Annotated in this window: 14 protein-coding genes; all 14 read left to right on the forward strand. The window is 32.4% G+C overall.

The window, feature by feature from the left end; all coding sequences use genetic code 11:
• Positions 1-436 precede the first annotated feature (436 nt).
• The 14 genes from cobM to trmL all read left to right on the forward strand — a co-directional run bounded on the left by cobM (position 437) and on the right by trmL (position 14,005).
• Positions 437-1,186 (forward strand): precorrin-4 C(11)-methyltransferase, encoded by a 750-nt coding sequence (gene cobM, locus CCE28_RS04355; protein WP_095131325.1) that lies wholly within the window; start codon positions 437-439, stop codon positions 1,184-1,186.
• A complete protein-coding gene (cbiG, locus tag CCE28_RS04360; RefSeq protein ID WP_095131327.1) occupies positions 1,186-2,232 on the forward strand; it encodes a cobalt-precorrin 5A hydrolase in 1,047 nt (348 codons plus the stop codon). Before cobM ends, cbiG begins: the two co-directional genes overlap by 1 nt.
• Positions 2,223-3,521, forward strand: a complete 1,299-nt coding sequence (hemA, locus tag CCE28_RS04365) for a glutamyl-tRNA reductase (RefSeq protein WP_095131329.1) — start codon at positions 2,223-2,225, stop codon at positions 3,519-3,521. Before cbiG ends, hemA begins: the two co-directional genes overlap by 10 nt.
• Positions 3,511-4,251: a precorrin-3B C(17)-methyltransferase gene (gene cobJ / locus CCE28_RS04370; RefSeq protein WP_095131331.1), complete on the forward strand. Its 741-nt coding sequence runs from the start codon at positions 3,511-3,513 to the stop codon at positions 4,249-4,251. Before hemA ends, cobJ begins: the two co-directional genes overlap by 11 nt.
• Entirely contained in the window at positions 4,248-5,000 is a 753-nt protein-coding gene (locus tag CCE28_RS04375) for a cobalt-precorrin-6A reductase (RefSeq protein WP_095131333.1), read from the forward strand. Before cobJ ends, CCE28_RS04375 begins: the two co-directional genes overlap by 4 nt.
• Positions 5,001-5,021: 21 nt before the next feature.
• Positions 5,022-5,672 (forward strand): precorrin-2 dehydrogenase/sirohydrochlorin ferrochelatase family protein, encoded by a 651-nt coding sequence (locus tag CCE28_RS04380; RefSeq protein ID WP_207652850.1) that lies wholly within the window; start codon positions 5,022-5,024, stop codon positions 5,670-5,672.
• Between the two features lie 4 nt (positions 5,673-5,676).
• Positions 5,677-6,606, forward strand: a complete 930-nt coding sequence (gene hemC, locus CCE28_RS04385; RefSeq protein ID WP_095131337.1) for a hydroxymethylbilane synthase — start codon at positions 5,677-5,679, stop codon at positions 6,604-6,606.
• On the forward strand, positions 6,599-8,134 hold the full coding sequence (gene cobA, locus CCE28_RS04390) for a uroporphyrinogen-III C-methyltransferase (protein ID WP_330396814.1): 1,536 nt from the start codon (positions 6,599-6,601) through the stop codon (positions 8,132-8,134). The genes hemC and cobA overlap by 8 nt, the downstream gene beginning before the upstream one ends.
• A complete protein-coding gene (gene hemB, locus CCE28_RS04395; RefSeq protein ID WP_176461657.1) occupies positions 8,118-9,095 on the forward strand; it encodes a porphobilinogen synthase in 978 nt (325 codons plus the stop codon). The genes cobA and hemB overlap by 17 nt, the downstream gene beginning before the upstream one ends.
• A gap of 2 nt (positions 9,096-9,097) precedes the next feature.
• Positions 9,098-10,390, forward strand: a complete 1,293-nt coding sequence (hemL, locus tag CCE28_RS04400) for a glutamate-1-semialdehyde 2,1-aminomutase (protein WP_095131467.1) — start codon at positions 9,098-9,100, stop codon at positions 10,388-10,390.
• A 103-nt stretch (positions 10,391-10,493) separates the two neighbouring features.
• Positions 10,494-10,991 carry an SEC-C metal-binding domain-containing protein gene (locus CCE28_RS04405; RefSeq protein ID WP_095131341.1) on the forward strand — a complete coding sequence of 166 codons (498 nt, stop codon included), beginning with the start codon at positions 10,494-10,496 and terminating at the stop codon, positions 10,989-10,991.
• A 316-nt stretch (positions 10,992-11,307) separates the two neighbouring features.
• Positions 11,308-12,000: a lytic transglycosylase domain-containing protein gene (locus CCE28_RS04410; protein ID WP_095131343.1), complete on the forward strand. Its 693-nt coding sequence runs from the start codon at positions 11,308-11,310 to the stop codon at positions 11,998-12,000.
• Between the two features lie 194 nt (positions 12,001-12,194).
• Positions 12,195-13,454 carry a replication-associated recombination protein A gene (locus tag CCE28_RS04415; protein WP_095131345.1) on the forward strand — a complete coding sequence of 420 codons (1,260 nt, stop codon included), beginning with the start codon at positions 12,195-12,197 and terminating at the stop codon, positions 13,452-13,454.
• 80 nt (positions 13,455-13,534) lie between these two features.
• The gene (gene trmL / locus CCE28_RS04420) at positions 13,535-14,005 is read left to right on the forward strand and encodes a tRNA (uridine(34)/cytosine(34)/5-carboxymethylaminomethyluridine(34)-2'-O)-methyltransferase TrmL (RefSeq protein WP_095131347.1); all 471 of its coding nucleotides are present in this window, start codon (positions 13,535-13,537) and stop codon (positions 14,003-14,005) included.
• Positions 14,006-14,036 lie beyond the last annotated feature (31 nt).

Consider the following 14,036-nt stretch of genomic DNA (forward strand, 5'->3'; position numbering starts at 1 on the left):
AATTATTTCCATTGGAGTCGCTGTCACATGCGAAAGTATAAATCTCTAAAATAGGTTCATGTTTCATATTGAGGAATCCTATGATGTTGTGACGCTCCTACAATTCCAATAATTTTTAATATAGTTTCCCTCATAGGTATTCAGAGGTTATTGTTAAATAAGGTTGAAAGATTAGGGGGAAGGGTTTTAATCACTAAACTCTAGCTACTTACAAGGGAATATGAATGAAAAATTTTTAGAAGGTGGAACATCAGAACATCCTATGCTGTAAACAATTGTGAACCTTCTATCGTGAGTATAATATTCACACTCTATAGTCTGATAGTGAATTACCTTATAAACGTTTTTATTTATATGACCGAAGTAAGTTCCGATACATTTAGATTGGACATGGTTTATCTATAACAAGGTACATATATAATTAGGAGGAAGAGAAATGGTTTATTTTATAGGAGCAGGACCGGGAGATCCGGATTTAATAACGGTTAAGGGAAGAAAAATAGTAGAGAAGGCAGATGTAATAATATATGCTGGTTCTTTAGTTAATAAAGAAATAATAGGTTGCAGAAGAGAAGATGCTAAAGTATATAATAGTGCATCTATGACTTTAGAAGAAGTAATTGAAGTTATGGAAGATTCAGTTGAAAAAGGTCTATTAGTGGCTAGGGTTCATACGGGAGATCCTAGTATATATGGAGCTATAAGAGAACAAATGGATATATTAGAAGAAAAAAATATTGAGTATAGTGTAATCCCAGGGGTAAGTTCTTTTGTTGGAGCTGCGGCAGCAATAAAGAAGGAATTTACATTACCTGGAGTAACGCAAACAGTTATATTAACTAGATTAGAGGGAAGAACTCCAGTGCCTGAGAAGGAGCAATTAGAAAAATTAGCAGCACACAAAGCATCCATGTGTATATTCTTATCAGTACATATGATAGACCAGGTAGTTGAAAGATTACTTGTACATTATGAAAAGGAAACTCCTATAGCTATAATCCAAAGGGCTACTTGGGAAGACCAAAAGGTTGTAATGGGAACATTAGAGAATATAGGAGAGAAAGTTAAAGAAGCTAACATAACTAAAACAGCTCAAATACTAGTTGGTCATTTCCTGGGAAATGAGTACGAGTTGTCAAAGTTATATGACAAGACCTTTAGTCACGAATTTAGAAAGGCTAAGTAATGGACATAGGAATAATAGCTTTAACTAAGAATGGAGCTAATTTAGGATATAAACTACATAAAATGATGAATTATTCATCATTTTATGTAAAAGACAAATTTTATAGGGAAGGTCCTAATGTTATATCCTTCACTGAAAAAATGAAAGTTCTTGTAAAAGACATATTTAAAAAACATGATTGTCTAATATTTATCATGGCAACGGGTATAGTAGTAAGAAGTATAGCTCCCTTTATAAATGATAAAAAAACAGATCCCGCTGTACTGGTTATGGATGAGAGGGGGACCCATGTAATAAGTCTACTTAGTGGTCATTTAGGTGGGGCTAATGAATATACCCATAGGGTGGCAAACTTATTAGGGGCAAATCCTGTTATAACCACAGCTTCTGATGTATCAGGTACAATAGCTGTAGATACATTGGCAATGAAATTAAACTGCAAAATAGAAGATTTTAGTGAAGCTACTAAAGTAACAGCCCATATAGTAAATGAGGAAAGAGTAGGTATTAAATCTCAAATACCAATAGATTTTCATTTGCCTAAAAATATAGAAGTACAACAGGAAAAAATAGATAATTCTTTAAAGGGATTAATACTTATAACAAATAAGGAAGAAGTAAATAAGCCCATTGATGATACAGTAGTTTTAAGACCTAAAAACCTGATAGTGGGAATTGGTTGTAGACGTAATAAAGAATATGAAAAAATACAGGAAGCCTTAGAGGAATCTTTTAGAGATTTAAATTTATCTACAAAGTCTATTAGACATTTTGCAACTGTTGATGTTAAAAAGGATGAAGTGGGTATTAAAAAATTAGCAGATAAATTTGAGAGACCACTAAAGATTGTTGCTAGGGAAAAAGTTAAAAGGGTAGAAGATAAATTTATAGGTTCTGACTTTGTAAAAAAAACTATAGGAGTAAGTTGTGTGTGTGAGCCAGTGGCTTTTTTAACTAGTAATAAAGGGAATTTTATTCAAAGAAAAAGGGCTTTTGATGGAATAACCATAGCTATATTTAAAGAAGGTGATAAGAATTGGACATAATAGTAGTAGGTATTAATCACAACAACTCTCCCATTGAAGTGAGAGAAAAGGTTTCATTTTCAAAAACTGACCTGGACATAGCTTATAATAGATTAAAAGAATATGATGAAATAGTAGAATCTGTGATCATATCTACATGTAATAGAAGTGAAATAGTTTCATATGTTACTAAAGTAGATGATGGCATAAAAGGATTAAAGGCTTTTTATAGTGGATTTTTTGATATACCTATGGAAAGTATGGAAGACTACTTTTTCATAGAAGAGTCAGATAAGGCTGTAAAACATGTATATAAGCTAGCAGTAGGGTTGGATTCTCTCATATTAGGGGAGGACCAAATAATAGGACAAGTGAGATCTTCCCATATGTATGCCCTAGAAAGAGGTGCCACGGGGAAAGTTTTAAATACATTATTTAGAGAATGTATAACTACAGCAAAGAAAATAAAAAGAGAAACTTTAATATCTCAAAATTCTCTATCTATAAGTTCAATAGCAGTAAAATTTATTGAAAATAGATTTGAGGACTTAAGGAACAAAAAAGTATTAGTCATTGGTGTGGGAGAGATGAGTCGAATTGCCATTGAAAATCTTTTGTATAAGGGTGTCAGTGAAATTTATGTAACTAATAGAACTGTTGGTCATGCCATTGACTTGTCTAATAGATACAAAGAGATAAAGGTAGTGGAGTTTAAAAAGAGATATGACTTAATAGGAGAAGTGGATATTGTAATTTCATCCACAAGTGCACCACACTATGTACTAAAAAAAGAACGTATGGAAAAATATCATAACAAGGAAAGGGAACTATGCATAGTAGACATTGCATTGCCTCGAGATGTGGATCCAGAAATTAATAATATGGAAAAAATCCATGTATATGAATTAGATGAACTGAAAAAAGTAGCACTGGATAATATGGAAATTAGAATGGAAGCTGCTAAAAATGCCATGGAAATAATAATAGAAGAGGCAGTAAAGTTTCAAAATTGGTATAATTGCTTACCTGTATTTCCAGTTATTGATAATCTTAAAAAAACTACTAAAGAAATACTAGATGAAGAAATAGATAGTTTAATGTATAGACTAGATGGAGCTACTGATAAAGATAAGGCTTTAATTAAAATAGTCATGAATTCCCTGGTGAAGAAAATCATAAAAAAGCCTATACACAATTTGAAAATGGCAGGAGAAGACAAACAGGGAGAACTATATGCAAAGGTTACAAATGAGTTGTTTAGTATGAAAGAATATAGTTGTAAAGGAAAAGGTGAAAGTTATGGAAAATAAAGGGAAAATATATGTAATAGGAATAGGACCTGGAAATTTAGAACACATGAGTCAAAGGGCAAAGGATGCCATAAGTGAATCGGAAGTAATCATAGGATATAAAACATATACTAATTTAGTTAAGGACTTAATAGAAAATAAAGAAGTAATAGATTCAGGAATGAGAAAAGAGATTGAAAGGTGTAATCTTACTTTAGATAAGGCCCTAGAAGGAAAAGTAGTGGCCATAATTAGTAGTGGAGATTCTGGCATATATGGAATGGCAGGAATTATGCACGAAGTTGTCTTTGATAGAGAAGCTTCTATAGAGGTGGAAGTAGTACCTGGAATAACTGCATCAAATGCAGCAGCAGCAAGTCTAGGAGCACCTATTATGCATGATTCATGTACTATTTCTCTAAGTGATTTATTGACAGATTGGGATTTAATAAAGAAGAGATTAGAATGTGCAGCCATGGGAGACTTTGTAGTTTCTCTATATAATCCAAAGAGTAAGGGACGAGTTACTCAAATAGAAGAAGCCCGTGAAATAATGCTAAAGCATAAAAAGAAGGATACGGTTGTAGGTATAGTTAAAAACGCTAAAAGAGAAGGTGAGAACATAGTTATCACTGATTTAGAACATATGTTAGAAGAAGATATAGATATGGTTACTATGGTTATAATAGGAAACGAAAAGACTTATGTTAAAAATAATAAAATGGTAACTCCAAGGGGCTACAAAATATGATATTAATATTAGGTGGCACTAAAGATTCTAGGAATTTGTATGAAATTTTAAAAAAAGAATCTATTCCATTTATATTTACTACGGCAACAGCATATGGAAAAAAGTTAGTAGGAGACAAGGAGGACAAGGTCCTCTCAAAAAGGCTTACTAAGGAAGAAATGGTTAGTTTAATAGAAAAAGAGAGCATAAGCATGGTTGTGGATACTACCCATCCTTATGCGGCGGAAGTATCGTTAAATGCCATGGCTGCTTGTAGACAATCGAATATAGAATATATAAGGTTTGAAAGAAAAGAAGAGGAATTAAGTAAGTATGAAAGTATAATAACTTATGTGGATGACTATGAAAGTGCAGCTATTGAAGCTAAGAAAATAAATGGCAACATTTTACTTACTACGGGAAGTAAAACCTTAAATATATTTGTAGATAAAATAGATAAAGGTAGATTATATCCTAGAGTCCTGCCAACTAGTAATATGATAAAAAAATGTGAAGATTTAGGCTTAAAAGCATCTCAAATAATAGGTATGCAAGGCCCCTTTTCCACTCCTATGAATGAGGTTATGATAGATAAATATAATATTGGGGGACTAGTCACTAAGGATAGTGGTAAAATAGGAGGACTACTTGAAAAACTGGAGGCAGCCCATAATAAAAATATAAGGGTCATATTTATTAAAAGACCTAAAATAGAGTATGAAAATCTATATGATAATATGGAGCATTTAATAAAAAAGTTGGTGAAGTAAATGGACAAGTATTATCCAATTATGGTTAACATACAAAATAAAAGATGTATAGTTATAGGTGGAGGCAAGGTTGCCTTAAGAAAGACTAAGACCTTACTCAAATATGGTGCCAAAGTAACTTTGGTTAGTCCAGAGATAGATGAAGAAATAAAAAAATTATTTCACAAAAACAAAATAGAAATTATAAAGAGAAATTATGAGTATGGAGATCTAGAAGGGGCGACTCTAGCATATATAGCTACGGATAATGAACAGGTAAATGAATTAGTTCTAAAAGAATCTAATAGTAAAAATATTTTAGTAAATTGTGCTAAAAATCCTGAAGATAGTGACTTTATAATTCCTTCATCCATAAAAAAAGGGCCCCTTAGTATTTCCATAAGCACAGAGGGGAAAAGCCCTATGCTTGCAAAAAAGATAAAAGAAGATTTAGAACTTATATTTAAGGACGAATATGAAACTTTTATAGAAGAATTAGGAAAAATAAGAAAAATGGCAATAGATAATATAGATGATATAAAAGTAAGAAGAGAGCTTTTTAAGGAATTGGTATATGGATCTTTGTTAGATGACTTTATGGATAATGATATAGATGACCTAGAAGATGAAATGAGAAGGATTTATATGAAATATAAGATGGGCTCTAACACTAAAACACATAGAAAAAGGTGAAAATATGGATAAAATAATAAAGGTAGGTTCTAGATGTAGTGAGCTTGCACTGAAGCAAACTCATATAGTCATTGGAGTATTAAAAGAACATTTTCCAGAGTATGAATATGAAATAGTTGAGATAAAGACTATTGGAGATAAAATATTAGATAAGACATTAGATAAAATAGGTGGTAAAGGATTATTTGTAAAGGAAATAGAAAGTGCCCTTTTAAATAAGGAAATAGATTTGGCAGTACACAGTATGAAGGACGTTCCAACAGTTATGGTTGAAGGCTTAAAGATAGGAGCCATAACTAAGAGGGAAGATGTGAGAGATGTATTTATAGGAAAAAATAATTTGAAAATAGAAGAGTTAAAAAGTGGAGCTAAGGTGGGAACTAGTAGTTTGAGAAGAAAGGCTCAGCTTTTAGCTTATAGAAATGATTTAGACATAGTACCTATTAGGGGAAATATAAGAACTAGAATAGGTAAAATAGAGGAAATGGATCTAGATGGAATAATTTTAGCTGCTGCTGGAATCCATAGAATGGATTGGAATGAAAAAATTAATGACTACATTAGTGAAGATATATGTACACCAGCTGTAGGTCAAGGCGCACTAGGTATTCAAATAAGAGAAAATGACCCTTTGATGGATGGAATAATTTCAGTATTAAACCATAGGGAAACAGAATATACCATAAAAGCAGAGAGAAGTTTCATGAGAGTGCTAGAAGGTGGATGTCACGTACCTATGGGAGCATTTTGTGAAATCAAAGACGGTATGTTAAGTATGATAGCCGTAGTGGCATCATTAGATGGGAAAGAAATTATTAGACTTGGACAAAGTGCCGATTTAGAAGAATATACAAAACTAGGAGAAAGCCTTGCAAAGGAAGCACTAGATAAAGGAGCTAGACATATATTAGACAAGATTGAAGGGAATGATTAAGATGGCAAAGGTGTACTTAATAGGGGCAGGTCCTGGAGATCATAAACTTATTACTTTAAAGGGAATGGAAGCCATAAAAAAAGCCCACGTAGTATTATACGATAGATTGGCAAATCCAAAACTTCTTAAGTATGCTAAAGAAGATGCAGAAATTATTTATGTGGGTAAAGCCCCTAATAATCATGCTTATACTCAAGATGAAATAAATGAATTATTAGTAGAGAAGGCAAAGGGAGATAAAATAGTTGCTAGATTAAAGGGAGGAGACCCTCTAGTATTTGGTAGAGGTGGAGAAGAAGCTAAAAGACTATTTGAAGAAAATATAGACTTTGAGTTTGTACCAGGTGTTACATCTGCCATTTCAGTACCAGCTTATGCAGGTATTCCCGTTACCCATAGAAATGTGAGTACATCTTTTCATGTAATCACAGGAAGTGAAGACCCTACTAAGGAGGAAAAGACTGTACAATATGAGGCCCTTGCAAAACTTGAAGGAACATTAATATTTTTAATGGGTGTTAAGAATTTAAGCAAAATTTCTACACAACTTATTAAATACGGTAAAGATAAGAATACACCTGTTGCTGTAATAATGAGAGGAAGTACTAAGGAACAAAGGATGGTAAAGGGTACTTTGGAAAATATCTATGATATAGTTATAGAAAATAACATTAAAAATCCATCCATAATAATAGTAGGAAATGTGACAAACTTATCTGATACTTTAAGATGGTTTGATAAAAAAGAACTATTTGGGAAGAAAGTTTTAGTTACAAGAACTAGAAAACAGGCAAGTCGTCTATCTGAAAAGCTAGAAGGACTTGGAGCTGAAACTGTGGAATTCCCAACTATAGAAATAAAAAGACCAGATGATTTTAAAGAAATAGATAAAGATATGAAAAAAATGGATACATATGATTGGATAATATTTACTAGTGTCAATGGAGTAAATAGTTTCTTTGAAAGAATGAAAGCGTTAAAGATGGATATAAGACATATGGGACAAGGTAAGATTTGTGCCATAGGTCCTGCAACTAAAGATGCCTTAGAAGAAAAGGGCCTAATTGTAGAATATATGCCAGATGTATATAGGGCGGAAGCCATAGTAGAGTTAATAAAGGACAAGATAAAACCGGGTGAAAAGGTTCTTCTTCCAAGGGCTGATATAGCTAGAACAGTTCTAATAGAGGAATTGAAAAAGTTAGGAGCACAGGTTACAAATATGGCCATATATGAAACTATTGTTCCTGATAGTAAAAGGGAAGAGTTAATAGATACACTACAGAATAATAATATAGATATAATAACTTTTACCAGCGCATCTACAGTAAGAAACTTCATTACCATATTAGGTGAAGAAAATAAGGGGTTACTAAAAGATTCAAAGTTAGCTATGATAGGACCTATAACGGCAGATGCGGCTAAGGATTTAGGATTGACTTGTCATATAGAAGCTGATAAATACACTATAGATGGATTAGTTAAGGCCATAAGAAATTATAGTGAGGAGGATGGGAAAAATGCTTAGACCTAGAAGGCTTAGAATGAATGAAGGAATAAGAAGTTTAGTAAGGGAGACTACGTTAAACGTTAATGATTTTATTTATCCATTATTTGTAGTAGAGGGAGAAAATATAAAAAAAGAAATAGAAACTCTACCTGGAGTATATCATTTCTCTGTGGACATGCTTGAAGATGAAATAAAAGAAATTAAAGATTTAGGAATTAAATCTATCATATTATTTGGAGTGCCAGAGTCTAAGGATGAAGTGGGAAGTAGTGCCTATGACAATGAGGGAATAGTACAAAGGGCCATAAGAAAGGTTAAAGAAATAGATAAGGACATGTTCGTAGTTACAGACGTATGTATGTGCCAGTATACTAGCCACGGTCATTGTGGAATACTAAAGGATAAATATGTAGACAATGATGAAACCTTAGAATACTTATCTAAAATAGCCCTATCCCATGCTGTAGCAGGAGCAGATATGGTGGCACCATCAGATATGATGGATAGAAGAATAGAGGCCATGAGAAATACCTTAGACGATAATGGATTTGAAAACATATCTATAATGTCTTATAGTGCTAAATATGCATCTGCCTTTTATGGACCATTTAGAGCTGCTGCAAACTCAGCACCTGGATTTGGAGATAGAAAAACTTATCAAATGGACCCAGCTAACAGGTTAGAGGCTGTGAAAGAAGTAGAACTAGATCTACTTGAGGGTGCTGATATAGTTATGGTGAAGCCAGCTTTAGCTTATTTAGATATAATAAGGGAAGTAAAGGACATGACAAATGTACCTGTGGCAGCCTACAATGTAAGTGGTGAATATGCTATGATAAAGGCAGCTGCAAAGGCTGGTCTTGTTAATGAGAAAAACATAATACTAGAGACACTAACTTCCATAAAAAGGGCAGGCGCAGATATTATAATTACATATCATGCAAAGGAAGCGGCAAAATGGTTAAAGGGGGAAATTTAAAGATGAATTTAGAAAAATCTATGAATGCTTTTGAAGAAGCAAAAAAATACATACCAGGGGGAGTAAATAGTCCAGTAAGAGCCTTTGGTGGAGTTGGAATTAATCCTCCATTCATAAAAAATGCAAAGGGAAGCAAAATATATGATGTGGATGGAAATGAATATGTTGATTATATAGGTTCTTGGGGTCCACTTATTTTAGGACATGCCAATGAAATTGTAACAGAAGAATTAAAAAAAGTTATAGATATGGGTACTAGTTATGGTGCTCCTACAGAGATAGAAACTAAGCTTGCAAAGCTTGTGTGTGAAGCTGTAGACTCGGTAGATATGGTTAGAATGGTTAACTCTGGTACAGAGGCTACTATGAGTGCCCTAAGACTTGCTAGAGGATATACGGGAAGAGATAAGATAGTGAAGTTTGAAGGGAATTATCATGGTCACTCAGATAGTTTACTTATAAAAGCAGGATCTGGTGCCCTACACTTTGGAGTTCCAAATAGCCCAGGAGTACCTGCTGATATAGCTCAAAACACTATAACAGCCACATATAATAGCATAGAGGATATAACTAACATATTTAAAGAAGTTGGAGAAGAAATAGCAGCCGTTATAATAGAGCCTATAGCAGGAAATATGGGAGTAGTACCAGCCACTCAAGAATTTATGGATACATTATCTAAATTAACAAAGGAATATGGGGCACTTTTAATTATTGATGAAGTTATGACAGGCTTTAGAGTGGCATATAAGTGTGCTCAAAGTCTTTACAATGTAACTCCTGACTTAACTACCTTTGGTAAAATAATAGGAGGAGGATTGCCAGTAGGGGCTTATGGTGGTAGACGTGACATAATGGAGAAAATATCACCAATTGGTCCTGTTTATCAAGCAGGAACATTATCTGGAAACCCTCTTGCTATGATGGCAGGTTATATTACTCTTAAAACGTTAAGGGACAATCCTGAAATTTATGATGAATTAGAAGAAAAAGCAAAAAAATTAGAAAAGGGATTTGAAGAAAATGCTAAGAATTTAGGAGTAAAGGTTACTACTAATAGAGTAGGGTCTATGCTTTGTACTTTCTTCAATGAAAATCCGGTTGTAGACTTTGAAAGTGCTACAAAGAGTGATGTAGATAAATTTAATATATACTTCAGAGAAATGCTAAAAGAAGGTGTATATATAGCCCCATCACAGTTTGAAGCATCCTTCATATCTATAAAACATACAGATGAAGATATTGACAAAACTATAAAAGCAAATTATAATTCACTTAAAAAGACTATTAAGTAACTAGAAGATGTTGGCAAAGCTTTTTGCTTTGTCAACATCCTAATAGTTTTAATAAAATTATTGAATACTAATAATTAAGAAATCAAACAAAGGAGTTATAGACATGAGTTTATTTGAAAATTGGAAAGATATGGCGTACAAGCATACATCAAGAGATACTTTTGAAAAGTTCTGGGGAGACTATGCTAAAGTAGAAGGAAAAATATATGCTAACCTTCTTGAGAACCATGAAGAAAAGTTTGAGGGAACAGTTAAAGGTTTAGCAGAAAAATTTGAAACTACTAATGAATATATAGTAGGTTTCTTAGATGGAATAAATGAAAGTATTAAAGAAGGCATGGATTTAGAAGGGGCAACTGAAGATACAGCAGTAAGCCTAGAAGTAAATTATGAAAAATTATTCTTTAACATGTTAGAAGCTAGAGCTGACTACCTATACAACTTACCTCAGTGGGCAGGAGTTTTAAGTGTAGAAGAGAGAGAGAACATTGTTAAGAAGTTTAAAAAATCAAAAACTGTTGTTAACGAAAATAAGGTTGGAAGAAACGACCCTTGTCCATGTGGAAGCGGAAAAAAACATAAAAAATGTTGTTTAAAATAATCACTTTTCTTTGAAAAGTGATTTTTTTTTGTTTGGAATAGATTATTATGTATTTGTCAATTGGAAACTAGCCTGGTGTAAGTCTATAAATAATATGAAAAGAAAAGGTTTTCTTGTGGAATTTCAATACTTTTGTCCTTATTTTTTATAAAAAATTCAAAAAAAACTGGTATAAAATATGGTTGTTGTGGTAAAATATTTTAGGTTATTTAAAAAATATATTAAAGTAGTAATTATATTGTTATGAATACAGTTTTTTTAAACTGTATTTTTTAGTTTAGGAATTATTTTATGTTTATAAAAAAGGAGAAGAATTATGAAAGTCAAAAGTAAGAAGTTAATAGTTGTACTACTAATTTTAAGTTTAATGTCTATGGGGACTGTCTATGGAGAGGGCGAGTCTGAAGAAGAAGTAGTAGAAATATTAGACGAAAAGATATTGAATTTAGAGGAACTTATAAAAGAAATAGAAAGAAAGCAAAAAGTACTTAATAAAATAAGTAGGGTTCAAAACTATGTTAAAATGGATTTGAGAAGCAATATAGATAAAGTATTAGAAATAGAAAAAAACACTCCGCTAGATATGGAGGCTGCTGCTGTAGTGGTGGCTTATTCAGAAAAGTTTAATATAAATCCATCTTTAATATTAGCTGTAATAAAACAGGAGAGTAATTTTAATAAGTATGAAGTAGGTGCTGATGAAGATAGGGGTTATATGCAGGTAATTCCTAGCACAGAAAAATGGTTGGCAAATAAATTTGGAAAATCAATTGGAATAAAGTATGATCCAAGTAAAATTTACGATCCAGAATACAATATTGGATTAGGTACCATATACTTAAGTATACTTAAGAAAAATTACGGAGAGAACTACAATAAGATATTATCTGAATACAATAGGGGTCCTTATAATCTAAAGGCCTATTATAATAAACACAAGACGTATACAACTTCCTATTCGAGGGGAGTTCTTACGAAGGAAAAGAAATTTCTAAAGTTTAATAAGTAATTTAAAAATTATAAAGAATTGGGGAGACCCAATTCTTTATTAATAGCTAAATTTGGATTAATAACCGTACATAACTACTTCAGCCATATGCTACACCTCATTGTATGTTAAGATAGTATTTAAGTGTGTCTTAATATACAAGAACCATAATAGATTATTTTGTTACATAAATTAATAGGAAAAAAGGTGATAATATGAGACCGTTGGCCGATTTGATAAGACCTGACACCATAGAAGATGTGGTAGGACAAAAGCATATATTGGGAGAAGGTAAACTTCTGAGAAGACTAGCAGAGAATGGTCATATACCTAATATGATATTTTATGGACCACCGGGCACAGGAAAAACTACAGTGGCAAATATAATAGCCAATAAAACAGATAAAAGGCTTTATAAGCTAAATGCTACTAATGCATCCATAAGTGATATAAAAGACATAATAAAAGAGTTAGGTAGTATGTTTTCAGCTGGTGGAGTCTTGTTGTATTTAGATGAGATTCAAAATTTTAATAAAAAGCAACAGCAATCATTGCTTAAATTTATAGAAAATGGTGAAATTACTCTTATATCTAGTACTACAGAGAATCCCTATTTTACCATATTTGGTGCCATATTAAGCCGCTCTAGTATATTTGAATTTAAGAAATTGGAAGAAGAAGATATATTAATGGGACTTAAAAGAGGTATTAATATATTAGAGGAATATACAAAAAAAGAAATAACCTATGATGAGAATGCTCTACTTTATATGGCAAGGGTAGCCAATGGGGATTTGAGAAGAGGTCTTAATAATTTAGAGTTAGCAGCCTATTCAGGTACTGATAAGGTGATCAGAATAGATATGGATCTGGCAAAGGAATGTACTCAGACTAGTGGGTTCAAATACGATAAATTTGGTGATAATCACTATGATACCCTAAGCGCTTTTCAAAAATCCATAAGGGGAAGTGATCCAGATGCTGCTATACATTATTTAGCCCGCTTAATAAAATCGGGAGACCTACTTAGCATATGTAGAAGATTATTAGTAATAGCATCAGAGGATATAGGTCTTGCCTACCCAAATGGAATAACCATAGTAAATAATTGTGTAGAAGCTGCTATGAAGTTAGGGTTTCCAGAGGCTAGGATTCCATTAGCACAAGCTGTCATACTACTTGCCAGTGCACCTAAATCCAATTCAGCAATGAATGCCATAAATAAGGCATTGAGGGATATAGATACAATGGACATAGGTGATGTACCTCTCCATTTAAAGGATGCCCATTACAAAGGAGCATCTAAACTTGGGAGAGGAGTAGAATATAAGTATCCTCATGATTATCCTTGTAATTATGTTAAGCAAGAATATTTACCTGAAAAACTTAAGAATAGCATATATTATGAACCTTCAAACAACAAAATGGAAAATAGATTTAAAGAACATTTAGGAAATATAAAGGGTAAAAAATAAAATAAATAGATTTATTTAACCTATATGGTATAATCAATAGGGTGAAAAATCATAATAAAATAAGAAGGGTGTGAAAAAATATGCCTGTTAATGTAGTATTATATCAACCAGAAATACCACCAAATACAGGAACCATAGCTAGAACTTGTGCTGCAACGGGAACAAGTTTGCATCTTATAAAACCTTTAGGATTCTCTATAGAGGATAAACATCTAAAGAGGGCAGGATTAGATTATTGGCATTTATTAGATTTACATATTTATGAGAATGTGGAAGAATTCTTTGAGAAAAACAAGGGTAAAAGGATTTATTTTGGAACAACAAAGGCAAAGTCATATTATACGGATATGACTTATGAAGAAGACTGCTTTATTATGTTTGGTAAAGAAACGGCTGGAATACCAATGGACATATTAAATAAACATATGGACACTTGTATTAAAATACCTATGGTAAAGAATGAGAAGGCTAGATCCCTTAATCTATCTAATTCTGTAAATATTGTTTTATACGAAGTTTTAAGACAACTTGGATTTAAAGATCTAGTATAAACTACGATTTATTGTCAAAATGTGATTTTAT

The sequence above is a fragment of the Anaeromicrobium sediminis genome (assembly GCF_002270055.1).
Lineage (GTDB): Bacteria > Bacillota > Clostridia > Peptostreptococcales > Thermotaleaceae > Anaeromicrobium > Anaeromicrobium sediminis.

Excerpts from the sequence above, each read along its gene's own strand:
- cobM (WP_095131325.1), top strand. The coding sequence starts at position 437 with ATGGTTTATTTTATAGGAGCAGGACCGGGAGATCCGGATTTAATAACG.
- cbiG (WP_095131327.1), top strand. The coding sequence starts at position 1,186 with ATGGACATAGGAATAATAGCTTTAACTAAGAATGGAGCTAATTTAGGA.
- cobJ (WP_095131331.1), top strand. The coding sequence starts at position 3,511 with ATGGAAAATAAAGGGAAAATATATGTAATAGGAATAGGACCTGGAAAT.
- CCE28_RS04375 (WP_095131333.1), top strand. The coding sequence starts at position 4,248 with ATGATATTAATATTAGGTGGCACTAAAGATTCTAGGAATTTGTATGAA.
- CCE28_RS04380 (WP_207652850.1), top strand. The coding sequence starts at position 5,022 with ATGGTTAACATACAAAATAAAAGATGTATAGTTATAGGTGGAGGCAAG.
- hemC (WP_095131337.1), top strand. The coding sequence starts at position 5,677 with ATGGATAAAATAATAAAGGTAGGTTCTAGATGTAGTGAGCTTGCACTG.
- cobA (WP_330396814.1), top strand. The coding sequence starts at position 6,599 with ATGATTAAGATGGCAAAGGTGTACTTAATAGGGGCAGGTCCTGGAGAT.
- hemB (WP_176461657.1), top strand. The coding sequence starts at position 8,118 with ATGGGAAAAATGCTTAGACCTAGAAGGCTTAGAATGAATGAAGGAATA.
- hemL (WP_095131467.1), top strand. The coding sequence starts at position 9,098 with ATGAATTTAGAAAAATCTATGAATGCTTTTGAAGAAGCAAAAAAATAC.
- CCE28_RS04405 (WP_095131341.1), top strand. The coding sequence starts at position 10,494 with ATGAGTTTATTTGAAAATTGGAAAGATATGGCGTACAAGCATACATCA.
- CCE28_RS04410 (WP_095131343.1), top strand. The coding sequence starts at position 11,308 with ATGAAAGTCAAAAGTAAGAAGTTAATAGTTGTACTACTAATTTTAAGT.
- CCE28_RS04415 (WP_095131345.1), top strand. The coding sequence starts at position 12,195 with ATGAGACCGTTGGCCGATTTGATAAGACCTGACACCATAGAAGATGTG.
- trmL (WP_095131347.1), top strand. The coding sequence starts at position 13,535 with ATGCCTGTTAATGTAGTATTATATCAACCAGAAATACCACCAAATACA.